General features: G+C 46.3%; 20 protein-coding genes. 9 read left to right on the forward strand and 11 right to left on the reverse strand.

The genetic code is table 11. The annotated features are described in order from the left end of the window. Positions 1-31 precede the first annotated feature (31 nt). The gene (locus KJB05_RS13315) at positions 32-664 is read left to right on the forward strand and encodes a 4'-phosphopantetheinyl transferase superfamily protein (RefSeq protein ID WP_244868308.1); all 633 of its coding nucleotides are present in this window, start codon (positions 32-34) and stop codon (positions 662-664) included. 9 nt (positions 665-673) lie between these two features. Here the strand turns inward: KJB05_RS13315 and KJB05_RS13320 are convergent, their stop codons facing one another. From KJB05_RS13320 to KJB05_RS13345, 6 genes are all read right to left on the reverse strand, one after another. Next, positions 674-1,624: a hypothetical protein gene (locus KJB05_RS13320; protein ID WP_208445659.1), complete on the reverse strand. Its 951-nt coding sequence runs from the start codon at positions 1,622-1,624 to the stop codon at positions 674-676. Continuing rightward, positions 1,617-5,564, reverse strand: a complete 3,948-nt coding sequence (locus KJB05_RS13325; RefSeq protein ID WP_208445658.1) for an enterobactin synthase subunit F — start codon at positions 5,562-5,564, stop codon at positions 1,617-1,619. Before KJB05_RS13325 ends, KJB05_RS13320 begins: the two co-directional genes overlap by 8 nt. A gap of 33 nt (positions 5,565-5,597) precedes the next feature. Further along, positions 5,598-6,488: an isochorismatase family protein gene (locus tag KJB05_RS13330; protein WP_039985734.1), complete on the reverse strand. Its 891-nt coding sequence runs from the start codon at positions 6,486-6,488 to the stop codon at positions 5,598-5,600. Positions 6,489-6,556: 68 nt separating this feature from the next. Next, the gene (locus tag KJB05_RS13335) at positions 6,557-8,176 is read right to left on the reverse strand and encodes a (2,3-dihydroxybenzoyl)adenylate synthase (RefSeq protein ID WP_208445657.1); all 1,620 of its coding nucleotides are present in this window, start codon (positions 8,174-8,176) and stop codon (positions 6,557-6,559) included. After that, on the reverse strand, positions 8,173-9,393 hold the full coding sequence (locus KJB05_RS13340; RefSeq protein WP_208445656.1) for an isochorismate synthase: 1,221 nt from the start codon (positions 9,391-9,393) through the stop codon (positions 8,173-8,175). The genes KJB05_RS13335 and KJB05_RS13340 overlap by 4 nt, the downstream gene beginning before the upstream one ends. A 290-nt stretch (positions 9,394-9,683) precedes the next feature. Next, the gene (locus KJB05_RS13345; RefSeq protein ID WP_208445655.1) at positions 9,684-10,790 is read right to left on the reverse strand and encodes a hypothetical protein; all 1,107 of its coding nucleotides are present in this window, start codon (positions 10,788-10,790) and stop codon (positions 9,684-9,686) included. A 92-nt stretch (positions 10,791-10,882) separates the two neighbouring features. Here KJB05_RS13345 and KJB05_RS13350 point away from each other — a divergent pair, with 92 nt between their 5' ends. Further along, the gene (locus tag KJB05_RS13350) at positions 10,883-11,674 is read left to right on the forward strand and encodes a 2,3-dihydro-2,3-dihydroxybenzoate dehydrogenase (RefSeq protein ID WP_208445654.1); all 792 of its coding nucleotides are present in this window, start codon (positions 10,883-10,885) and stop codon (positions 11,672-11,674) included. A gap of 19 nt (positions 11,675-11,693) precedes the next feature. Here the strand turns inward: KJB05_RS13350 and KJB05_RS13355 are convergent, their stop codons facing one another. The 5 genes from KJB05_RS13355 to KJB05_RS13375 all read right to left on the reverse strand — a co-directional run bounded on the left by KJB05_RS13355 (position 11,694) and on the right by KJB05_RS13375 (position 17,493). Next, entirely contained in the window at positions 11,694-12,416 is a 723-nt protein-coding gene (locus tag KJB05_RS13355; protein WP_208445653.1) for a transglycosylase SLT domain-containing protein, read from the reverse strand. Positions 12,417-12,874: 458 nt separating this feature from the next. Beyond that, entirely contained in the window at positions 12,875-14,566 is a 1,692-nt protein-coding gene (locus tag KJB05_RS13360) for a class I SAM-dependent methyltransferase (protein ID WP_208445652.1), read from the reverse strand. Between the two features lie 180 nt (positions 14,567-14,746). After that, complete coding sequence (locus KJB05_RS13365; protein ID WP_213053081.1) at positions 14,747-15,991, reverse strand: NAD(P)/FAD-dependent oxidoreductase; 1,245 nt, start codon at positions 15,989-15,991, stop codon at positions 14,747-14,749. Positions 15,992-15,999: 8 nt separating this feature from the next. Continuing rightward, positions 16,000-17,067 (reverse strand): class I SAM-dependent methyltransferase, encoded by a 1,068-nt coding sequence (locus KJB05_RS13370; RefSeq protein WP_208445651.1) that lies wholly within the window; start codon positions 17,065-17,067, stop codon positions 16,000-16,002. A 30-nt stretch (positions 17,068-17,097) separates the two neighbouring features. Next, positions 17,098-17,493: a hypothetical protein gene (locus KJB05_RS13375; protein ID WP_208445650.1), complete on the reverse strand. Its 396-nt coding sequence runs from the start codon at positions 17,491-17,493 to the stop codon at positions 17,098-17,100. 75 nt (positions 17,494-17,568) lie between these two features. Between KJB05_RS13375 and KJB05_RS13380 the strand changes: the two genes are divergently transcribed. Genes KJB05_RS13380 through KJB05_RS13410 form a run of 7 tightly spaced genes read left to right on the forward strand, consistent with a single transcriptional unit; the run spans position 17,569 to position 21,924 of the window. Continuing rightward, positions 17,569-18,294, forward strand: a complete 726-nt coding sequence (locus KJB05_RS13380) for a beta-ketoacyl synthase chain length factor (RefSeq protein ID WP_208445649.1) — start codon at positions 17,569-17,571, stop codon at positions 18,292-18,294. Continuing rightward, positions 18,291-19,055 (forward strand): lysophospholipid acyltransferase family protein, encoded by a 765-nt coding sequence (locus KJB05_RS13385; protein WP_208445648.1) that lies wholly within the window; start codon positions 18,291-18,293, stop codon positions 19,053-19,055. The genes KJB05_RS13380 and KJB05_RS13385 overlap by 4 nt, the downstream gene beginning before the upstream one ends. Before the next feature lie 16 nt (positions 19,056-19,071). Next, positions 19,072-19,344, forward strand: a complete 273-nt coding sequence (locus KJB05_RS13390; protein ID WP_009696047.1) for a phosphopantetheine-binding protein — start codon at positions 19,072-19,074, stop codon at positions 19,342-19,344. A 15-nt stretch (positions 19,345-19,359) separates the two neighbouring features. Then, entirely contained in the window at positions 19,360-19,617 is a 258-nt protein-coding gene (locus KJB05_RS13395) for an acyl carrier protein (protein WP_005446488.1), read from the forward strand. Then, positions 19,617-20,177, forward strand: coding sequence for a septation protein IspZ (locus KJB05_RS13400; protein ID WP_208445647.1), 561 nt, complete (start codon positions 19,617-19,619; stop codon positions 20,175-20,177). The genes KJB05_RS13395 and KJB05_RS13400 overlap by 1 nt, the downstream gene beginning before the upstream one ends. A gap of 5 nt (positions 20,178-20,182) precedes the next feature. Further along, the gene (locus KJB05_RS13405; RefSeq protein ID WP_208445646.1) at positions 20,183-21,553 is read left to right on the forward strand and encodes an AMP-binding protein; all 1,371 of its coding nucleotides are present in this window, start codon (positions 20,183-20,185) and stop codon (positions 21,551-21,553) included. 11 nt (positions 21,554-21,564) lie between these two features. After that, the gene (locus KJB05_RS13410) at positions 21,565-21,924 is read left to right on the forward strand and encodes a hypothetical protein (RefSeq protein WP_009700649.1); all 360 of its coding nucleotides are present in this window, start codon (positions 21,565-21,567) and stop codon (positions 21,922-21,924) included. Position 21,925 lies beyond the last annotated feature (1 nt).

Here is a 21,925-nt window from a genome sequence, read left to right on the forward strand (position 1 = left end):
CTTAGAAGGTCTAAGTCCAAAGGTTTACATCGTGAAAGCCACTGCGGACATGTATTGCCAAAACGGCTTTCCCGAGGAAGAAAAACTCATCCAAAAGGCGGTAACGAAACGCCAACAAGAATTCAGAGCAGGTCGCCATGCTGCCCGCTCCGCGATCAAGAAACTCATCCCATCAACCAGCAATGATGCGAATGTGCCGATTTTGTCTGGCAATGCCAGAGAGCCTCTATTTCCCGCGACCATCAGTGGTAGCATCAGTCACACGGATAACATTTGCCTTGCGGCTTGCGCGCTAAGAAGCAACATCGCGAGCTTGGGCATCGATATTGAAACCAACAAGCCGCTTGCCACTCACCTTTTTTCAACGGTCTACACCCGTGATGAGCAACAATTGCTTGCAAGCACGAGCAACATCCCCGATACGCTTATCTTCAGCATCAAAGAAAGCCTTTTTAAGTGTTGCTATCCTTTTGTTCAGATGTACTTCGACTTTCTTGATGCACAAATTACGTTAGAGCCAGCGACCGAATATTCGGGGCAATTTCGTTTTGAGCTGATTGGCCGCAACCAAGCCGCATTACGCGAAAAATTACCGAATCTCGGGTTTCATGGTTACTACTGCTTTGACCAGCAGTACGTTTTCTCGCTGTGCTACTTTTCCTGATGAATCTTTTTATGTTTTTTGTTCGATGACCTTTTTGATCACCATCTGCTGCCGCTCGTTGACCAGCGGCAGTCGCTGTTCCAAGCGTGATTTCCACATTTGCGGCACACTCACACCTTGTGCATCGAGCTGACGGCTTTGTGGTCCTAAATACCAATAAGCATCCACCAGTTTATCCAGTGAGATAAATGCGTAAGGATTGACTGGTGGCTTCTTAGGAATCAAATCAAGGAACGATTTTTTACTCAGTTGCGGTTGAGTGGTGACATAGATTCCATGCTCCGTCTCATCGAGGTCAGTCGGTAAAATGTGGGGCCACACGGACACGTAGCGATCTGCGAACTTCTGTTTCGCCATGTCACCAAATGTCTTGTGTTTAGACATAAAACCTAACGTAGGAGACCGCTTTAGGATGTGTCTCGCACCAACTAAAACCACAACTCCCTGCTCGTTCTTAGCAAACTGCTTTTCGACCCCTTCGACTAACGCTTGATCACGCTGTGCATTGAGCTTGACCAACTCTCCGGCATGGGTAATGTCTTGCCAGTGGAAAGAACGCTCCGTCAACACGACTTTGATCGGGACTTTACGTTGTGCGTTCGCCACTCTTAACCGTTTGAAGAAATCACCGTAACAAGGATGCATCCAAGCTGGGAACGCAACAGAATCCAGCCAGACAGCGGCCAACTCAGCGTCGGTCACCGCTTCCCCCATCAAATAATTGTTGAGTAATGCCTGATGCTTCGCATTGCCAAACTCAATGAATAAGTGGGAGAAGACTCCGTCTAACTCTGGATTGAGCAGAGTGTTGGTCATTTGTTCGAACAGCTCGGCGTACCAATGCGCCTCACCAATCGCTACAACGCAGCCAGAGGCCAGCTTGGTTTTAAGGAAAGTCAGAGGGGAAATCATCCCCTCCAACTGAGTGTTCGATTTAGCTTGAGTGGATGAATCAAACATCGAATCTCTCTCTTAACTCTTCAACCATGTGAGTGCCAATCAGACGAAGCATATCCGGGCGCATCATGTCGCGGTGAATACAGGCCACATCCACTACTTTGAGATCGCCATCCATGTATTTGAACCAACCATTGCGGTCAAGGAAGGCCTCTTCCGGCGGCTTCTCTGCATTGAAGAACAACACGTCACCTTGGTATTGGTAATCCACAGCATCGCGCACACGCTGGTTGTTGTTGATCACAACCTCGATCATAGCCGTAATGGTCTCGGTACTCAGGTGCGCCATGGACGAACCCGCATCTTGCAGGATATCGATCACCTCTGGCTTGGTGATGCTTGAATGCGCAGCTTCATCAAACTCAACACCAGCCATACGTATAAGTGCACCGAGCGCTTGCTCTTCTCCCGGTGGATGGATGGTTTGCCATTGCTCAGCAGGGTAAGAATCCAGCAGCGTCACTAGACCTACTTCTTGGCCTTGCTCTTGTAAGATGCCCGCCATCAAGTGAACAATCATGCCGCCAATCGACCAACCTAGAAGATGGTAAGGACCGAAGGGTTGCTCTTCACGAATGGCAGCCACGTAGTCTTCTGCCATTTCTTTCATGCTCTTCGGCAGTGGTGTAGAAGGGTCGCCAAGATTACGAGCCTGCACACCATAGAGCGGAACATTGGATGGGATGATTGGCGTCAGCGCCGCATAACACCAACTTAGACCACCAGCAGGGTGAACACAGAAGATCGCCGCTTTACCTTCACGCTTGCGCAGCGGTAACAGAATGCTCAGTGCATCATCACTCTCACTGCCGTTTAACTTGGCAGCAATGCCAGAAACGGTTGGCGACTCAAACACTGCGGCCAGTGACAGTTCAACACCCATGCTCTCTTTCACATGCGCAATCAACTGAGCAGCTAACAATGAGTGGCCACCGAGTTCAAAGAAGTTGTCTTCTACACCAACGGCAGGCAGTTCCAGCAACTGGCAGAACAGCTTACATAAGCGCTCTTCCACCAAGTTGCTTGGCCCTTTCGTACCGACTTGGCCAGATAAATCAGGCTTAGGCAGCGCATTACGATCCAACTTGCCGTTCGGCGTTAGCGGGAAGGTTTCAAGCTCAACAAAGTAACTCGGCACCATGTACTCTGGCAGTGGTTCTGCAAGGTATTTTTGTAGAGCGTTACTATCAATACCCTGCTCTGCATCCTCTGCGGCAACGTAAGCGACCAGACGCTTGTCGCCATCACTGTATTCCTGAGCCAGTACGGCAACTTGGGCAACACTTGGATGGTTGGCTAAGGCGTTCTCGATCTCTTCCAGTTCAATACGGAAGCCTCGGATCTTGACCTGAAAATCGCTTCGACCGCAGTATTCAATCGCCCCATCTTCGCGCCAACGAGCCAAATCACCCGATAGATACATACGACTGCCTTGCGGACCAAATGGATTGTCGATAAAGCGCTCTGCCGTTAGCGCTTCTTGCCCGTGGTAGCCTTGTGCTAACTGTCGACCCGCAATGTATAGGTGCCCTACCACACCCGGTGGTACTGGGTTAAGCGCATCATCAAGAATATAGATTTGTGTGTTCCATACCGGACGACCGATAGGTATCGAGTTACCTTCGGTATTGGCTTCACTCGGCCAGTAAGTCACATCCACGGCGGCTTCTGTTGGGCCATACAAGTTATGTAGCGGAGCGTTGAATTCTTGGTAATAGTGGTTCACTAACTCAATAGGCAGTGCTTCACCACTACAGAAAACTTGGCGCAAACTCTGGCACAAATTGGCGTCTGCTTGCTGAACAAATATTTGCAGCATAGACGGAACAAAGTGCAGCGTGGTGATCTTCTCGCGTTGGATAAGATCTTGTAGATAAATTGGATCTTTATGCCCATCTGGTTTGGCAACCACTAAACAAGAACCTACGATCATCGGCCAGAAGAACTCCCACACAGACACATCAAAGCCTGCTGGCGTTTTCTGCAAGACGCGGTCTTTTCCATCAATTGGGTATTGGTCATGCATCCACAACAGTCGGTTGACGATAGCGTCATGGGTAACCACAACCCCTTTTGGTTTACCAGTGGAGCCAGAGGTGTAAATCATATAAGCCGGAGAGTGAGGCTCTGGCTGTACTTGAGGTGGTAACGGCTCCACGACTTTGTAAATGGTAGGCAGCGTTTCATCATCAACGATCTTCACCTCAACATCTTCTGGCAACTTGTCTTGCAGTGCCGTGGTAGAAAAGACGAACTTAGGTACAGAAGACGCCAGCATATAGTGGATACGGCCTTCTGGATAATCTGGATCGATTGGCACATAAACCGCGCCTGCTGCCAGAATGGCCTGTTGCACAACGATTAGCTCTTCGCTTCTTGGCACACACACCGCAATGCGATCACCCAATTCAACGCCTTGAGCTGTCAGCCAGTTAGTCAACGAGTAGACTTTCTTTGCTAACTGCTCATAGCTCAGCGTTTGACCTTCAAAAATCAATGCAGGTGAATGAGGGGTAAGAATTCGCTGTCTAGCCATTAGTGCCGCTAGCGTCGTTTCAGGGACGTCGTGCGCTGTATCATTCCAAGTTTCGATGACCTTTTCTTTTTCCCCGGAGAGAAGAATATTCACGTCACTGATTTGGCATAACGATGGGTCTTGAGCTTGCGCGCTTGCAAAGAAGTCGCTCATAAAGTGGAACAAGCGCTGTTGGTGCTCGTGAATGTCTTTCTCGGAATACAGCTCCGGGTTAGCATCCATATCGATATGAAGCTGGCCGCCGAGTTCATAACAGTAGAACGAAATGTCATCTACCGGACCTGCTGACAAGTTGTGCGCCTTTGACGTTAGCTCACCAAATTTATGCTCATACTCAAACGGCATAATGTTGACCAGCGGACCGAAAAGGTTACGGTTGTCTTTTACCAAGTTGAGCTCTCGGTGCAGTTCTTCATAACGGTAGCTCTGATGACGACGTACTGAGGAAAACTCTTGGTTAACCTGTTTCACGAGCGTCTTGATATCCAATCCTTGTTCAAAGCTCACGCGCACAGGCAAAATGTTTACGCGCATTGCTGGGGTTTGAATCGCTACAGAACCTAAACGCCCCATCAACGGCACACCAAGTACCACTTCATTAGAACGAGTCATACGGTGAACATAAGCGGCAATGGATGCGATAAGCACACTATACCAGTGGGTACGACACTGTTTTGCCAGTGATTCCATTCGTTGGAAATCACTCACTTCCATCGCACCTTTTAAGCGCAAGAAATGATCAGACGTGACGGTCGGTTTGCCTGCGAGATTCACCGTGTCTGAGTGATCGGCGTAACGTTGCAGATAGAACGCGCGGTCTTTTTGGTATTTTTTTGAAGCTTTGTAGTCGTCGTCTTCCTTCAGTAAGGCTTGTTGGTCGACAAATTCGATCTTGTCGAAGTGCTCGCCCTTAGCCAGTTGGCCGTAGATATGTGCCACACGTCCCGCGACTAGCGACATGCTGTAGCCATCAATAGCGATGTGATGGAGTGATAAGAACCAGACAAACTGGTCTTCTGAAAGCTTAAGTAAAGCCATGATGAACAACGGGCCTTGCTCTAAATCAACCGGTTGTTTTAGCTCTGCTTTCATCCATTCAACTGCTGCATCTAGAGGCGCATTAGAATTCGAGAAATCGACTCGTTCTACTTGCCAGTTTTGTCTATCAATCACCATGCGAGGACCTTCGGTGGTAGTAACAAACTTAGCGTGTAATGAGTCAACTTCATCAATAGCGGTTTTTACGGCTTCAACAAAGCAAGGTTCGTCTACCTTGCCATCAATCACTAGGTATTCGCCTGTCTTGTAAATTGGGTTTTCTGGGTCACGCAGTTGGGCAAACCAAATCCCTGCTTGGGCATCCGTCAACGGCAGCAATTGCTCCGCTGTATAAGGTAAATCGTACATGTCCATTCCTTTGTCACTCTTCCTCTTGGGCTGTTAAGTCAGCTTCTTCTCGATCAGTTGCCACCAATCTTGCAAACTGGGTTTGGCGGCAAGTTCCATAAAACTCACATCCAGTCCCGCTTGTTGCCAATCGCCCACCAGCGACATCATGCGCACCGAATCCAAACCAAAATCGAGCAAGCTGTCATCAGGCGTCATTTCATCAACCGGAACTTCCAGTAGCGCGGCCAATTGCTGGGTAAGGTGCTGTTGAGATTGAGGAATGCTGTAATCACCAGCGGCGAATTCGTTGGCGCTCTCGACTTGAGAAAGCAATTGCTGCTTATCCAGAACATAACCACATCGACCTGCAACGTAGTTGAGTGCCATTTCGTGGTCGCTTTCAGAGAAATCCGCCACCGCATCAGACACCATGAAGGCTTGGATATCGGTCATGAAAGCTTCTGCAGCGGTTTGCAAGCAGCCAATGTGCGCATAAATACCAACGATGATCAGTTGATCACGACCTGTTTCATCCATCATGGCTTTGAGTGGTGTGCGCTGGAATGCACTGTAGCGCCACTTGGTGTAAACAATGTCTTGCTCGGTTGGTGCAAGTGCAGGAAAGATGCGTGTAATGCTGTCATCCGCTTTTAAACCAGGTCCCCAGAAGTCGGTCAACAACGCGCGATCTTCTTGTTTTTGGTCACCGGGCTGCGCGGTGTAAACCACGGGGATACCGGCATCAATACACGTCTGTTTGATGGTTTGAATATTGCGAGTCAGCGTTTGGATCAGCTCGCTTTCCACATCGTAGAAGTTAAGGAAGTATTGCTGCATGTCATGAATCAACAACACAGCGCGTTGTGGGTCTACAGACCAGTTAACGCGGTTTTCTGGAATCGCTTTGGATAACGGATAACCAGAGATAGATGGAATGGCCATTGGGCTTCTCTCCAAAATATTCAAAAATAGCTCGGCACGCCAAAACGTTGTTGACGACGCAGAGTCAGTTAAACGAGTTCTAGAAGTTTGTTTTTATTGATTTTGCCAACTGGCGTTTTGGGCAACACATCAACAAAAATCACTCGATCGGGGATCTTGAAATCGGCAAGCCCGCGTCCTCTTAGAAAGCGTTTGATTTCAATCGGCTTGGGTTTTTGTTCTGGGCAAACCAAGGCTGCACAACTGCGCTCACCAAGGTAATCATCGGGAATCGCAATCACCGCGGCATCGTGCACCGAATCGTGTGCAAGTAAGTGGTTCTCTACCTCTTCAGCAGCAATCTTTTCTCCGCCACGATTGATCTGGTCTTTGTCGCGCCCAACCACCTGTAAGTTGCCCAGTTCTGTCAGCACAACAATATCGCCAGTGCGGTAGTAGCCCTGCTCGTTGAATGAACGTTGATTGTGTTCTGGCGCTTGGTAATAACCTTGAATGGTGTAAGGCCCACGAACAAACAAGATGCCTTCTGTTCCTTGTGGAACTGCATTACCCATTTCATCAAGGATTAACAACTCGTCTGCAGAAGACATCGGACGGCCTTGAGTAGAAATAATTTCAGACTCTGGATCATCTAAACGGGTGTAGTTCACTAGCCCTTCTGCCATGCCAAACACTTGCTGCAACGTACAACCAAGTTCCGGCTTGACGTGTTTTGCGGCCTCTTCACTAAAGCGCGCCCCGCCCACTTGCAAAACTTCCAGCGAACGAATGTCATGCTGAGTGCGACCCACTTCATCAAGCCACAACAAAGCTAACGGTGGGACTAAAGCCGCTACAGTGATTTGATGTTTCTCAATCAATGCAAACGCGGTTTGAGGCGTAGCATCCGGCGCGAGAACCACTGTGCCACCAGCCATTAAGCAACCTAACGCACCTGGCGAACTAAGCGGGAAGTTGTGCGCGGCTGGCAAGATACAAAGATACCGAGTTTGATCAGAGAACTGACAAACCTCGTTACTGGCGCGAACGCTGTAGAGGTAATCGGTGTGAGTGCGAGGGATTAGTTTTGGCGTTCCCGTCGTTCCACCCGATAGTTGGAAGAACGCGAAGTCTTCACCCTGCTTCTCGCTCAGCTCTGCATCCGTTAAAAACAAGCTTTTTAAGTCTTGACCACCAATAGGCATTAAGCTCGTTTCGCCGGCCCAAACGATATGCTTTAAGCTCGGTAGTTCAGCCGCAACTTTCTGAGCAATCTCTGCTGTATTGACACCCATTTGAGGAGCGGTAATCAGCGCTTTTGTCTCAGTAAAATGACAAAAGTATCGAATCTCCGAGTAACGGTGCGCGGGCAGTGCCAGAATAGGCTGAACACCAATTTTGAGTAACGCGAAGAAACTCAGATAGAATTCGCCGATATTGGGTAAATGCAATACCGCTTTATCACCTGACTTGAGATTTAGGTTGGATTGGAATCCTGCAGCAAGCTGATCGACTTGTTCAACTAGAGATTGATACGTCCACTGACGTTCACCTTCGACTAACGCTGTCTGATCTGGAAATTGGTTTGCACTCGCTTGCAGCATTTGTGGAATGGTTTGCTCTGTCCAAAAACCGGCTTGACGATATTGCTCTGCTCGCGCTTCTGGCCAAGGCGTAAATCCTGACGCTTTCATAGCTTGGCGGCTCATTGCACCACCTCCATGTTTTCACGGATCTCAATACCTAACGCATTAAGCACAGTGCGCATCTTGTTACCCGTTTCTTCAAGCTCACTTTGCGGCTCAGATCCGGCAACAATGCCTGCTCCGGCATAAACTCGGAGACGTTTTTTCTCTACCTCGGCACAACGGATAACCACTACCCATTCGCCATTGCCGCGAGCATCGACCCAACCGACAAGTCCGGTGAAGTAACCTCGGTCAAAGGGCTCAACATTGCTGATGAAATCGTAAGCTTGGGCAGTAGGATAGCCGCACACGGCTGGGGTTGGGTGGAGTGCACTTGCCAACTTGAGCACACTCGTGTTGGCATCAGACACAGTGCCTTCGATTCGAGTTGATAAGTGCAACATGGCTTTGGTTTCAATCACTGACGGCACCATTGGCACGTACAAGTTATGACACCAAGGTTGTAGCGCTTTTTCGACGGCATCCACCACCACAGCGTGCTCATGAAGATCTTTTGCACTCTCCATCATCAACTCGCCTTGCTGTTGATTCATTGAAGCATTTTCGCTGCGTCGGCGAGACCCTGCCAAAGGATTAGAACAAACATGTGGCCCCTTACGAGAGACAAGAAGCTCAGGGCTCGATCCCATCAAGTAAGCGTCAGACTGACTGCCACCAACGCGGGTTGAAAATGTGTAACCACCGGGGTTCTGCTTCAGTAAGGTTTTCAAGAAGCGCGCGCGGTCAATCTCTTCTTCCGTATCCACTTGCATGGTGCGTGATAACACTACTTTGTCGAGTTCAACATCTTCTCGTTGGCATTGCTTTGCTGCCAGTTCGACACTGCGTTTGTACTCGCTTGGTTCTGGAATGGGTTGAATGGATGATGGAGGACAATCGGCAAAGCCATCGACATCAGAGATTTTATCCGGCCTGATCGGTGACGTCGTGATGAGACGCTCTGGGACAATAAAGTGCACCGGATTGTGTTCAGAAAATGGGATCACACCAACGGCAATCGGGTTCTCATTCCCCTCTTCCTTCGCCGATTCAAGTAATTGGCTGATGTGAGTATCTAACTCTGAGAATCTGACTTGTTGGGTAAATTCTGCGGTAATGCCTTGAGTAAGCAACGTCACAGTGGGTGAGCTAAAGAAGAACGAAGCATCATCCGTATGAGCGTTAAGAAACTCTGTGAGCATAGCGCCGCTTCCCATTGAGTTACGAAGCATAATCATCTCTCAAACTGTATTAAACATAGCGTTACAAATGAGATTCCTTCTCATTTGAAGAGTGAGACTACACATACAGATTTAATTTATCAAATACTTTTGATAATAATTATCATTCGTATTATTTATAATTTTATAAATTAACTCCTTAGTATTAATACGGTAAAAAGCAAATAATTACTTATAGTTAGCGTTGAATTCACCGTTAAAATTGGTGGACAAAAAATGGCCAACCCATTGTAGGGTCAGCCATCATTCACTCTTTTCATCAATCTAACAGCACAACAAAGCAGAGTTTAGCTGTTGTCGCTAAAGCCGTACTTTTCGTCACTTTGAGATCGGATTTCGTTAAAACGATCTTGCATCTTGCCACCAATCAAATCGACGCGCCTTTGCATCTCATTCACCCAATCTCGGTCTGCCATCACGTCACGAGGAAATACCGTTGTGCGTTGGTTGTCTCCAAGGTAAAGAAACGCATCAAATAACTCCCCCACCTGCGCATCCATCTTGTCCATCGCCGCAAGCTTGTATCGTGCTTTTGGTAGAAGATCGATAAACCTTAACTCCGCGATCGGGCTCTGCGCGACTTCAAGCAAAGCTGGTGCCTGCACACTGTGAAAAGTTTCCACGACTTCCGGTTCAGTCATTGGCCAAATTAAATACGTGCTGTCTGGATACGCTTGCTCCAAACGCGTCGCGAGTGGCCAAGCACTGTCCTGCGTTTTAGCAACATAGTCTTTCGGTGCATTCACCAGATGAAAAGCGCCAAAAATCAACAACGCTTTTTCTTTTTTCGCCATCCGCTCCGCCGCAATTTGATAGAAATGATCGGTCTTATTTTTTGCAGCCTGCTTCCACACTTTCTCGTCTTGGACACCTTGCCAATCAAATGCTGCTTCCGCTAAATGCACCTGAATCTTTTTCCCTTCTGGTAATGCTTCGTTACGCACTCTGATCGTTTTGAAGAAATTAATGTACGCGTCTGGCATCCAAGCCATAAAATAGATCGAACCGCGCAACACTTGATTCAACTGCGCTTCACTGACATCGCCTCCCGCGAGATATTCATCTAAGACAGACTGATATTTCGCGTTGCCAAATTCCACTACGATGTGTGTCACTTGGTCAGAGAACGCCTCGCTAGAAACCAATTCCGTGGCGTAACGCAGAAAAGCATCATTCCAGTGATAATCACCTATCCCAACAAAATTGTGTTGCTTAAATGCGTCAAGAATGGCCGCATCAGCAGGCTTAGCTTGCGCAACCACTTGTTCGATTTTTTGCTCCGGCAAATCCACCTCAGCAAAGTGTGGTAAATACTCACACCCTGCCATTCCAACGAGCCCTACAGCGAGAAGCAATGGCTTGATTTTCCAGCCTAATTTATTCATCAATTTCATGACCTCCTTGTTATCACCATGACAACGATAACAAAAATCATTATCATCTATCCAACTTTGATTTGATATTTGTATCGCGAAAGGAGATGGGGATGAGTGAAAACCGCTCAGAATTCGACAGCAAATTGTGTCTCGTCACGGGTGCTGGACAAGGGATTGGCCTAGCATGTGCCAAAAGCTTATTAGCTCAAAACGCACGTGTTATCGCTTGCGATGTGACCCAAAAGGCACTCGATGCCCTGCAACAATCTTTGCCAAGCGATCAACAACAGCGAACCACATTGCTCCCTTTCGATTTGGCCGATTCCACTGCTATTCAAAATGCCTGCCGAAAGCTAGAACAAGACCAACTGATCCCCGATTACATTGTCACTTGTGCCGGCACGTTGCATCTTGAATCCGTATTAGATATGCCTTTAGAGGCCCTAAACAAAACCTTGGACGTCAATTTAAAAGGCACGATGCTGCTCACCCAGCAACTGGCAAAAATGCTGGTGAAACACAGTAAACAAGGCGCAATCGTGGCCGTCGGTTCCAATGCGGCCGATACACCACGCGTGAAGATGTCCGCCTACTGCACCTCCAAAGCTGGCCTGCACATGTGGATGCAATGTTTGGGGTTAGAACTGGCAGAGCATGGCATTCGCTGCAACATCGTTAGCCCCGGCTCGACCAGAACGCCAATGCAAGAGCAGATGTGGAATGAATCTTATGGCGAGCGAGAAACGATTCAAGGCAACTTAGCATCCCATCGCATGGGTATTCCGTTAAACAAGATTGCCGAAACCAAAGACATCACTAACGCGATTGAATTTTTGCTCAGTGACAAATCAGGCCATATCACCATGCATGATTTGAGAGTGGATGGCGGAGCAACGTTCTGATCCTCCGCCAAAGGAAGGATTAGCCGTGAAAGTTAGGGTGCATGCCCTTCTCTAGTTTGCGTCGCACCTTGTAAGAAACATCACCCAAAGTAATCCTGCCCGTCTTCTTACGGTCGATCCCCGCGTTCTGGCGATAGGCGATCGACCCTTGTTTGAACAATACATGCGAAGATGGCTTTCCAATTGCCGCCGGATAGAGGATCGCCATATAAACATCCTCTAAACAAGCCATACGATTTCGGTAAGGCATAAAGTACGCTTTGACATAATCGAGCTGCTCAATAGCACTCATTTTGGCCAGTTTCTTAGTGCTGGTTCCCAGCGCCTCTGCCGTTGATGGCATAAACTGAATTAGCCCTGTCGCCCCACTCCCAGAGCCATTTTTGATGCTCGGGCTAAATGTCTCTGCCGTTTCAAACGCCATGCAAGCCATCAAGTGGTTTGGATCAATATTGAGCTCTTGAGAAATGTCGTTCACTTTACTTTTGAACTCAGGCGAAACGCGATTTCCCCAAGCGAGAGCATCGACAGAAGAGGGCGAAAAAGATGAATGAGAAACATCACTTTTCTTAAGGGATAAAGACGAAGGTGAGAAAATTTTCAGGAATTTCTGATTCTTACGTATCAGGCTGTTAGAAAAGGAAAAAACCTTATCTTTTTTGTGCTTAAGCTTTGTTATTTTTAGTAGCTTATACAAGCGCTTAGAAACCGTTTTCACGATACAACCACATTTGGAAAACATTTCCCAAACTGTAATCCATTTCTTACTTTTTTAATATCAGTATCAATTGTGAAGCACAAAAGTGTGAGATAGATCTATGAGCTTTATAGAAAACATCACATCAATAAATGGAGTTGTTGGAAAAGTATACTCAGCGTTTTTCTGTACGTTGAAAACAATGAGAGATTTGTTGTGTGTTCTCGCTAGGTTGGATGGTAAACCACTGAGTGACAATACGGCCTTGATCTTGTCGGAGCTGCACTAATACTGCATCACGTTCATAAACTTGAACACCATGGATGTTGGTTAAGTTGCCATTTGAATAGGACTCAAACAACACATCTAATGCGGGCCACCGCCGTTACGAATCCGATTGTGCTAATTATCATACTCTCTCACTTCTCTGGCTAAACATGAGAGAGTATTTCAACCCAACGATCGCTGCACTTAACAATAATAAAACTTCGAGTGATACCCAGTTACCACTCTGCAATACAAAGACGGCTTTTCACACCACGAATCTGCAATCCCATCGCCTCAAATACATGCTCAAAGTCTTGGCAAGAAGCAGGAATATTCGGTAAAGACAACGACGCTTCTGTAAAGAATGATTGGCTGAGTGTTTCTGACTCTCCCCACGCCAATTCCCACCAATCCAAAATACGTTGTTTTGATGCGTTTAATCGATAAACCGCAGGCAGTCGATCGCGCTTATTTAAGTTTTCGGTTTTGGATGTTGGCAGCAAGTTCCATTTATCGTTGTTCGGCCAATAAGCAAAAGGTAAGCAGTGGTCTACATGGTATTCGTTACGTAGCTTGCTTCCACTCCAAACACTGATGATCTCAGAGTGATTCGAACGTAACTGCTCTACCCGCTTGCGTACCGCGCGAGTGTCGTGGTCTCTATCAATCCAAACTAAACAATCGTGGTATGTTTGTAGCGCGATACCTCGTTCTTGGTTTGCGCTAAACCGCTGCATTTCAAGAATCCATTGATTGACCACTAGAGGTTCAATCCAAGAGTGATAAAGCCTAAAGCAGTCCCACAAACTCTCATCCAGAATAAATTGGCCATAGCTTTCAAGGAATGCTCCATCAACAACAATAGTGCCTTTGTGCTTTTTCGATGAACGTACCATTTCAAAATATGGATTCGATTTGTCACCTTGGTATGTGTAGGTAACTGGGCCATCTTTGATGGTTTTCAAACTGTCTTTAATCGCTTTATCTAAAGCAGCCGCATCATCACCAATAAACATGGTACCAATCGCTAAATCATCAGGGCTTAAATGAGATAGCTTGCCCCAACCATCAGGCTTAATGAAGCCGAGCCCTTTTGATGCATTAGAGTTCTGCTGGATGTTTTCTTTATCGATAAGGCGTTTGAACTGACGAATCCAATACAGGCCAACTAAACCAAGAGGGATCGCGACTTTGCCGTCTGTACGATCAATAACGGCTCCAGAATGTGCATCTGCAATTCGCAATAAGGTTCGTAGCAATGCCAGTTTGTAAGTTGCTGATTTAGAGTCGTTTACAATGATATGACGAACCTTGTTGAGATCACCGGAGCCATCATCGGGAAGTGACATGACAACCGTCTGCCAATGAACGTCATCACGCTTGAGTTGGTCGTCACTGTCGGAGACATGCCTAACCATAAACGCACTGTTCTTTGCCAGCTGTTCTAACTCTTGAACAGAGACAGGGTAAGCTTTGCGTCCATCGGTGAACTCACCATGGCGAAGACTTATGACCAATCGGCCATTTGGTGCCAGCAGATTAGAGAGCTTGCGGAAGGCACGCTCACGATGAGACGTCGCAAGGTGCATCCAAACCGCACTCACTAAAATAAGATCAAAGCGAAGCCCTAAGTTGGTGGTTTTCTCAAGCGCAGGCAAGGCATCGTCAAGCCAAGTAACCGAATCACCTGTCTTAACTTTCCCAAGCTCTAGTAGAGATGCAGCAGGCTCAAGAGCAATCACCTCACTGCCTTGTTCTGACATCCATTTTGCATCTCTCCCAGACCCCGCTCCCACATCCAATACCCGATCGCCAGCATGAGGCCAAAAAGCCTGCCAGCTCGCGTGAACGTTCTCAAACGTCGTCGAGTTATATTGCTCCGCTAATGAGCTCGCATTTTGGTTATAGAAATTGGTGGTTGAGGACATAAAGGTAAGGCTGCAATTGAACTGAACACATAGTAAGTGCTATTGATTGCAAAGACTAGAAGGTAGTGCAAAAGTTGTAGGAAACGTTGCGTTAGAAGTGCTGTCGCCTAAAACGACAAAACCCCGATAACTAGAGGAGCTATCGGAGTTTTTGGTTATCCTCAGTTTCGGTTCTGAGCCTTACAGCTCTTCGCCTCTTACCAGTTCCGCTAATGTAGATAACCGTTGCTCGCTTTGTTTGACGTATGGGTTAGCTTCATCCCATGCGTAACCCGCCAGAATCGCGCTAATCATTTGTTTGATGCGTGGGTTCGGTTCTTGGTAGAAGATAACATCTTGCAGCATGCCGTTGTACCAACCTTCCACGTAAGTACGGAAAGTATTGACGCCCACCATTAGGCGATCAGCATAATCAGACTGCCAATCGACCGTTTCACCATTTAGCTGACGTTCAATGCAGTCTGCTGCAAATTGTGCTGACTTCATGGCAATAGTCACGCCTGAAGAGAAGACTGGATCAAGAAACTCACCAGCATTACCAAGCAACGCGTAGTGTGGTGTCGCTAAGTGTTTTACGTTCGCTGAATAGCCACCCAGCTCACCAGCAGGATTTGGGTACTTAGCTTGGTTAAGGAGCTGCGCAAGCCCTGGTTCTTCACTTGCTAGCTGCTTAAGAGCGGCAATCTTATCCTCGGGATAGTTTTCAAAGAACGTCGGTTCGCCAACCACACCAAATGAGCAAGTACCATTTGAGAACGGGATCAACCAATACCACACATCATGATTTTCAGGACGCACAGAGATCAAGATCTTGTTGCGATCGTATTCAATCCCTTCTGCCGTAATGTTGTCTTCAATGTGCGTAAAAATTGCTTTTCTCGGTGGCAAGCATGAAGGCTCTTCTAGGGCGAGCAAACGAGGAAGAACGCGACCAAAACCACTAGCGTCTAGCACGTAATCGGCTTCAATTTGGTAAGCCTGTTTGTCAGCGTCAAGCACATTAAGAATCGACTTGGCACCTTCAAAGTCGATGCTTGTCAGTTCGTGCTGGTAACGAATTTCAACACCTTGCTCCACTGCACTGTCTGCCAGTACTTTATCGAAGTTACCGCGTTGAACTTGGTAAGTGGTACCCGGTCCTGCAGTGAATTTGTCGGTGAAATCAAATTGGGTATAAACGCCATTGCGACGAAACGCAGCACCATCTTTGTACTGGAATCCATATTGATTCACCGCTTCTAACATACCGGCTTGCTCTACCACATCCATGCATGCTGGAAGCAAGCTTTCACCGATAGAGAAACGTGGGAAGATGGCTTTTTCAATAACAACGACATTAATTCCGCGCATATTGAGCAATGCTGAAACGGTAGAACCTGACGGTCCTGCACCAACGACGACGACTTGCTTTTGTTCTATTATCATTCTGCTTTCTAGTTTGCTTTTAGTTTTAATAATGTATGACCGAGACCAATGTTGTCAGTTCTTTCTGTCACGACTAAACCTGCCGCTTCGACAATTTCCAGAAAATCATCGCTGCGGTAGAAACGACTGTTGCCGTTTGCTAAACAGGTAAAGTAAAGCGAGGTCGCGTTCAAGCTATAAGAAGCACCCGCGTATTTTTGTGCATCCCAGAACAGTTCTAAGATGTATACCGTGTCGCCTTCTCGAAGCTGCGCTTTCACTTTCTTAAGAATATTGAGAATTTCGATTGGTGAGAAGCAATCAAGGAATTGACTCATCCACCAGATATCAGCGTGCTCAGGTAACACTTGAGCTTTATCCAGCATGTTGGCTGGGAATGGAGTGATGCGCTCACTCAGTTGATTTTCCTTGGCATTTGCCATCGCAACTTCTAGCTGCTGAGGAAGATCAACAATCGTAATGTTCACATCTTGATCATGGTTGCAGCACTGCATTGCCCACTTACCTGTATTGCCACCAATGTCCACAATGTGACTTGGTTTATTAGCAAATACTTCTTTAAGTAATAGTGGGAAGGAGCGATCAGAGTAAAAGTGGTCAAACTTGAACCAGCTTTGTTTCGCTTGCTCTGGCAATGTTGATAACCCTTGGTAAATGGTTTCCCAATCACCAAGTTCTTTAAGGCCTGACGGTTTGCCTTCTTTGATCGCATCCGTTAAGTGCATCATCGCGGCATAACAAACATCGGCAGTGAAATCCATGTTTGCTTGCGTCATGCCATCATAAAGTAAGTAGAAGCCTAGGTTAGCCAAGGAATAGTTAGGTTTTTCCCACAAAACAATGTGCGCACTAATGGCCATATCCAACAACACTTTGACGCCATATTCAGATACGCCTGTTTTCTCTGCGATCTCTATGGCATTCATGCCTTTTGAACCCGCACTGTCGAGCGCAGCTAAAACGCCAAGATCTCGAAGTGTTCTCGCGGTCTGGAAAACAATAGGGGCGAAAGATAATTTTTGAGCTTCTGTTTTAGCTTCAAAAGCGTTGAAAGGATCAATATTTTGATTTAACACGAAAAAACCTAACTTCAATTAATATAATTATTACTGGGACTCTGCGCCTAAAAGAGCAAGCGCGCGTTGAATATCAACATTTAAGTTGTTCACCCAACGGTTGTAATTACGATGGATTTTGCCATCACTTGCTTTTAGATTTACTGAGTTGAGATAAATAATTGAATAATATTTGTTGCTATATGGAATTTCTACTTCCGCAAAGTGACTACGAACGTTGATTTTTGCAATTAATAAACCTGGGCTTGTTTCTTCAATCGTCCAACCGCGATTAGTTGCTGATTGAACAATCGCCGCTTTTACTTGTTTATTTTGAAGATCATAAGCAACTGGAGTATCCTCCACATTCATTACAGGTTGAACTCGACCACAACCGACAAGAAGCAAAGTCAATAGCACTGATATAAACAGCTTTAAACGTAACATGATAATTTCCTTTATTATGGTTTCTGCTGAAGCTTAAATTGTATCGAGCGGTAAAATAAAGCAATTTAATAAAATATGCCAAATTCCAAGATCAAAATTTCGTTTAATATCGACGCTTGGTCAGCTAACTCTCAAGGGCTTAGTCAAGTCGATGAGTGGAAACAATGGACCTCTATCGGTCAGTGGCCAGAAGAAGGCAAACTGAACGTATCTGATATCCCACCTATGATGCGCAGACGTATGAGCCAACTGAGTAAGTTAGCGGTTCAAACGGCGATTGAGTTGCTCAAGCAGCACGATGTTGACTACCTTGTTTTCTCTAGCCGTCACGGTGAACTTCATCGCAGTGTGGCGTTGGTAGAAGACATCCTTAAGGGTGAAGAAGCATCACCAATGGCATTCTCTCAGTCCGTGCATAATACCGCAGCTGGGCTTTCGACCATCGCAACTAAACAGCCGATCCCTCTCACCTCTATCGCAGCTGCTGAAAATACCTTCCAAAGTGCATTAATCGAAGCGTGGCTATTCCTGTACGATAACCCTGACAAGAAAGTTCTGATTGTCGATTTTGATGAGCCACTCCCAGAGTCATATTCTGAGTTTGAAACGCACGCTTACCATGGATATGGTTTAGGTCTGGTGCTTTCTCATGGCGATACTTTTAGCGTACAAGCAACAATCAAGAAAACAGACGAAAATGCCTTTCCGCAAGGGCTTAGCTTTATTCAGCACTTTTTATCATCAGCAAACAATTGGACGATTCATTCGCCTCAACAATCATGGGAATGGCGTCGTCAATGAGGATGTTGAATCAATATTGGCGAGTATTCGCGACAGGATTTTGTTTCTCGGTTTTTGGTTTAGGTGGCTTGGTACTTAGCTTTATCGTCATTCCATTTATTCACCTAACCACATCGGATATAAAACAGAGAGAATATAAAGTTCAAGGGGCGATTCAATATTCTTTCAACACTTTTTGTAACTTGATGAAGCTTTGCGGCGCAATTGATTACCAAATCATTGGGGCTGACATTCTTCAACAAGATAAAAACTGCCTTATCGTTGCGAACCACCCCAGTTTAATTGATTACGTTTTGATCGCATCCCAATTAAAACGCTGCGACTGTTTAGTTAAGTCCGCAATTTGGGCAAACCCATTTATGAAGCACATTGTTAAGGCTGCAGGCTATATCCCCAACGAAGCACCTGATGATTTATTATCAATGTGTGAAGAAAGATTTGACGATGGTAACGTTTTGCTTATTTTTCCTGAAGGCACAAGAACCACTCCAGGTGTAAAATCAAAATTACAAAGAGGCGCAGCGCAAATAGCGGTTAGAACCGAGCGAGATTTGCGTGTCGTACATATTACGGTCACGCCAAGCTTCCTGACAAAAGAGAAAAAATGGTATCAAGTTCCAAAGACAAAACCATTTTTCAAGGTTGAAGTTAAGGATAAAGTTGAGATTGAGCCTTTTATAAAGCAAACTACGTCCCCAACGATAGCGGCTCGTCGCTTACAACAGCATTTGGCTGAAACTATATTTCCAGAAAATTCGTAATTATAAGCAGGTCCCAGTGGAACAATTACACAACGATATCAAGCAACTTATTATTGACGCTCTAAACCTAGAAGATTTGACCGTCGACGATATTGAAACAGAAGCACCACTTTTTGGTGATGGTCTTGGCTTGGATTCTATCGATGCTCTTGAACTTGGATTAGCAATTAAAAAGCAATACAACATTGTCATTGATGCAGATGATTCGAACACTCGTGAGCACTTCGCTTCTGTAGCTAACCTTGCGAAGTACATTTCTTCTCAAACCTCTTCTCAAGATAATGAATAGTTTTTAGGTATATTCATGACAGACGTAAATAAAGATCAAGTATTTGAACAAGTTAAAGATGCGCTTGTGGAGCTATTCGAGATCGAAGCTGAAGACATTCAGCCAGAAGCCCACCTTTACACCGATCTAGACCTAGACAGCATTGATGCCGTAGACCTTGTTGTACACCTACAAAATGTCACTGGCAAAAAGATCAAACCAGCGGAATTCAGCACAGTTCGTACTGTCGATGACGTGGTTAATGCAGTAACTGAACTTCTCAAGGAAAGTTAATGCGCCAATTGCTGACGGTTTTGTCTGCAATTGTATTATTTGCCTACCCCTTCGCGGTTTACTTCGGTATCGACCGATTTGGTTTAAATCTGGTTGGTGGCTTATTGGTTGCAGCGTTGCTTTTGCGGTTACTCGCTGCAAACAAAACACCACTCAAAGAGTTTAAGTTCCTTGCGATCACCACGGGCGCTGTGGGTATTGTCTTAGTCACCTTAGGTGTTGTTTTTAAGCAGCACGGGTGGCTAAAGTTCTACCCTGCTGTCGTCAACCTTTGCATGCTTGGCGTGTTCTCACTGAGCTTGAAGCAACCGCAAACCATCATCGAGAGACTGGCTCGCCTTCAAGAGCCTGAACTTCCTCAAAGTGGCGTGATCTACACACGAAAAGTTACGTTCGTGTGGTGTGGATTCTTTATCTTGAATGCATCGGTAGCACTGTATACCTGTTTTCAACCTATCGAAACCTGGACGCTGTACAACGGCTTAATCAGTTATTTACTCGCTGGTAGCTTGTTCGCTGGTGAATGGATAGTGCGTCAATTTGTACGAAAGGAACATTAAATCGTATGAACACAAGTTCGTTAAACTTCTCCTCTATTGCGACCTTAATGACAGCCAATAGAGAGGCACAATCCACGATTGCGTATGACAGAAACCAAACCATGACGTGGGAGTCTTTTCAGCACAACGTCGCCAGTTTACGAGCCACGTTAGACACGTTTGATGCCCAACGAATCGCGCTCTGTTTTGGCAACAGCTACCTTTTTGCGCTCAGTTTCTTTGCTTGTTGTCATGCTGGAAAATCCATCGTCCTTCCCGGCAATTACCAACCTGAAGCTTTAAAAGAGCTCGATGAGCACTTCGATCTGGTATTGCACGACACTGAAGTGATGATTCCAACAGGGCTCTCAGCTTTGCACGTGAATACAAGTTTTGATTCTCTCATTTGTGAATGGCAAGCCTTGCCACTTGCGAATATCAGCGTCACGCTGTTTACCTCAGGCTCAAGCGGTAAACCAAAAGCGATCAGAAAAACACTCAAACAACTGGATGTGGAAGTCGCCATTCTTGACGGCTTATGGGGCGACAAACTGGAAGGCTCTCATATCGAGAGCACGGTGTCTCACCAACATATCTACGGGTTGCTATTCCGCGTTCTCTGGCCATTGTGCTCTGGGCGCCCTTTTGCCGCTCATAACTTAGAATTTCCAGAGCAGATTGTGCATTTTGCCTCTACTGAGACAACATTGATCAGTAGCCCTGCATTACTTAAACGCCTGACAGAAGAGCATCAACCATCGGCGTTACGCTGCGTTTTTTCTTCTGGAGGTCCTTTACCTAATGACGCTTCCAATCACAGCCAGCAATTGTTTGGTGATTACCCATTAGAGGTCTTCGGCAGTACCGAAACGGGTGGTATCGCTTATCGACAGCAACTATCTGCTACCCAACCTTGGACTCTTTTCCCCGGTGTTGAAGCCGCTCTAAATCATGAAAACTGTTTAAAGCTTCGTTCTCCCCACATTGACGAAAACGCGTGGTATCAAACTGCAGATGAATGCTATTTCCATGATAGTATTTCCTTCGAACTACGCGGTCGCACCGACAGAATCGTCAAAGTTGAAGAAAAGCGCGTTTCGTTGGTCGAAGTCGAGAAGCGTTTAGAGCAATTGCCGTGGGTAAAAGAAAGCGCCGTCATCCCGATGGAAGACGCCGGACGGCTGTCTCTATTTGCAGTGATAGTCTTGACCAACGAAGGCGATCAAACACTGCAAGAACTCGGGAAAGGTAAGTTCTGGTTAGCGCTAAGAAAAGCCTTGCGTAGCTGGTTAGAGCCGATTGCTATTCCAAGAAAATTCCGCGTTTTAGACGAGATTCCGCTCAATAGCCAAGGCAAGCGCCAGATCGCTGAAATAGAAAAACTGTTCCAAGAATAAAAGAACTCATCATGGACAAAAGAAAACCAACGCTCAAACAGGTTGATATCGACAATCACATCGCGACGATTAAAATGCGTGTCGATGCCGACATCTTGGATTTCCAAGGTCACTTTACCCATTTCCCATTGTTGCCAGGCGTAACACAAATCGATTGGGCGCTGTTTTATGCGGTCGAATACTTGAACACACCAACACTGTTCAAAGGCATGGAAGTCATCAAATTCCAAGAACCTATCCTACCGGACATGTGCGTTAGCCTCACGCTTTCCTGGGATGCAGAGCGTGAAAAACTGGCATTTAAGTATACGTCGATCTCGGGCGAGCAAACCGTGGTTCACTCTTCAGGCAAAATGAAGCTAGGGAATTAAC

Source organism: Vibrio sp. B1ASS3, assembly GCF_905175355.1.
GTDB lineage: Bacteria > Pseudomonadota > Gammaproteobacteria > Enterobacterales > Vibrionaceae > Vibrio > Vibrio owensii.

Bases quoted from the DNA above. Each gene is read 5' to 3' on its own strand.
- KJB05_RS13320 (WP_208445659.1), bottom strand. From the start codon at position 1,624: ATGTTTGATTCATCCACTCAAGCTAAATCGAACACTCAGTTGGAGGGG.
- KJB05_RS13325 (WP_208445658.1), bottom strand. From the start codon at position 5,564: ATGTACGATTTACCTTATACAGCGGAGCAATTGCTGCCGTTGACGGAT.
- KJB05_RS13330 (WP_039985734.1), bottom strand. From the start codon at position 6,488: ATGGCCATTCCATCTATCTCTGGTTATCCGTTATCCAAAGCGATTCCA.
- KJB05_RS13335 (WP_208445657.1), bottom strand. From the start codon at position 8,176: ATGAGCCGCCAAGCTATGAAAGCGTCAGGATTTACGCCTTGGCCAGAA.
- KJB05_RS13340 (WP_208445656.1), bottom strand. From the start codon at position 9,393: ATGATTATGCTTCGTAACTCAATGGGAAGCGGCGCTATGCTCACAGAG.
- KJB05_RS13345 (WP_208445655.1), bottom strand. From the start codon at position 10,790: ATGAAATTGATGAATAAATTAGGCTGGAAAATCAAGCCATTGCTTCTC.
- KJB05_RS13350 (WP_208445654.1), top strand. From the start codon at position 10,883: ATGAGTGAAAACCGCTCAGAATTCGACAGCAAATTGTGTCTCGTCACG.
- KJB05_RS13355 (WP_208445653.1), bottom strand. From the start codon at position 12,416: ATGTTTTCCAAATGTGGTTGTATCGTGAAAACGGTTTCTAAGCGCTTG.
- KJB05_RS13360 (WP_208445652.1), bottom strand. From the start codon at position 14,566: ATGTCCTCAACCACCAATTTCTATAACCAAAATGCGAGCTCATTAGCG.
- KJB05_RS13365 (WP_213053081.1), bottom strand. From the start codon at position 15,991: ATGATAATAGAACAAAAGCAAGTCGTCGTCGTTGGTGCAGGACCGTCA.
- KJB05_RS13375 (WP_208445650.1), bottom strand. From the start codon at position 17,493: ATGTTACGTTTAAAGCTGTTTATATCAGTGCTATTGACTTTGCTTCTT.
- KJB05_RS13380 (WP_208445649.1), top strand. From the start codon at position 17,569: ATGCCAAATTCCAAGATCAAAATTTCGTTTAATATCGACGCTTGGTCA.
- KJB05_RS13385 (WP_208445648.1), top strand. From the start codon at position 18,291: ATGAGGATGTTGAATCAATATTGGCGAGTATTCGCGACAGGATTTTGT.
- KJB05_RS13395 (WP_005446488.1), top strand. From the start codon at position 19,360: ATGACAGACGTAAATAAAGATCAAGTATTTGAACAAGTTAAAGATGCG.
- KJB05_RS13400 (WP_208445647.1), top strand. From the start codon at position 19,617: ATGCGCCAATTGCTGACGGTTTTGTCTGCAATTGTATTATTTGCCTAC.
- KJB05_RS13405 (WP_208445646.1), top strand. From the start codon at position 20,183: ATGAACACAAGTTCGTTAAACTTCTCCTCTATTGCGACCTTAATGACA.
- KJB05_RS13410 (WP_009700649.1), top strand. From the start codon at position 21,565: ATGGACAAAAGAAAACCAACGCTCAAACAGGTTGATATCGACAATCAC.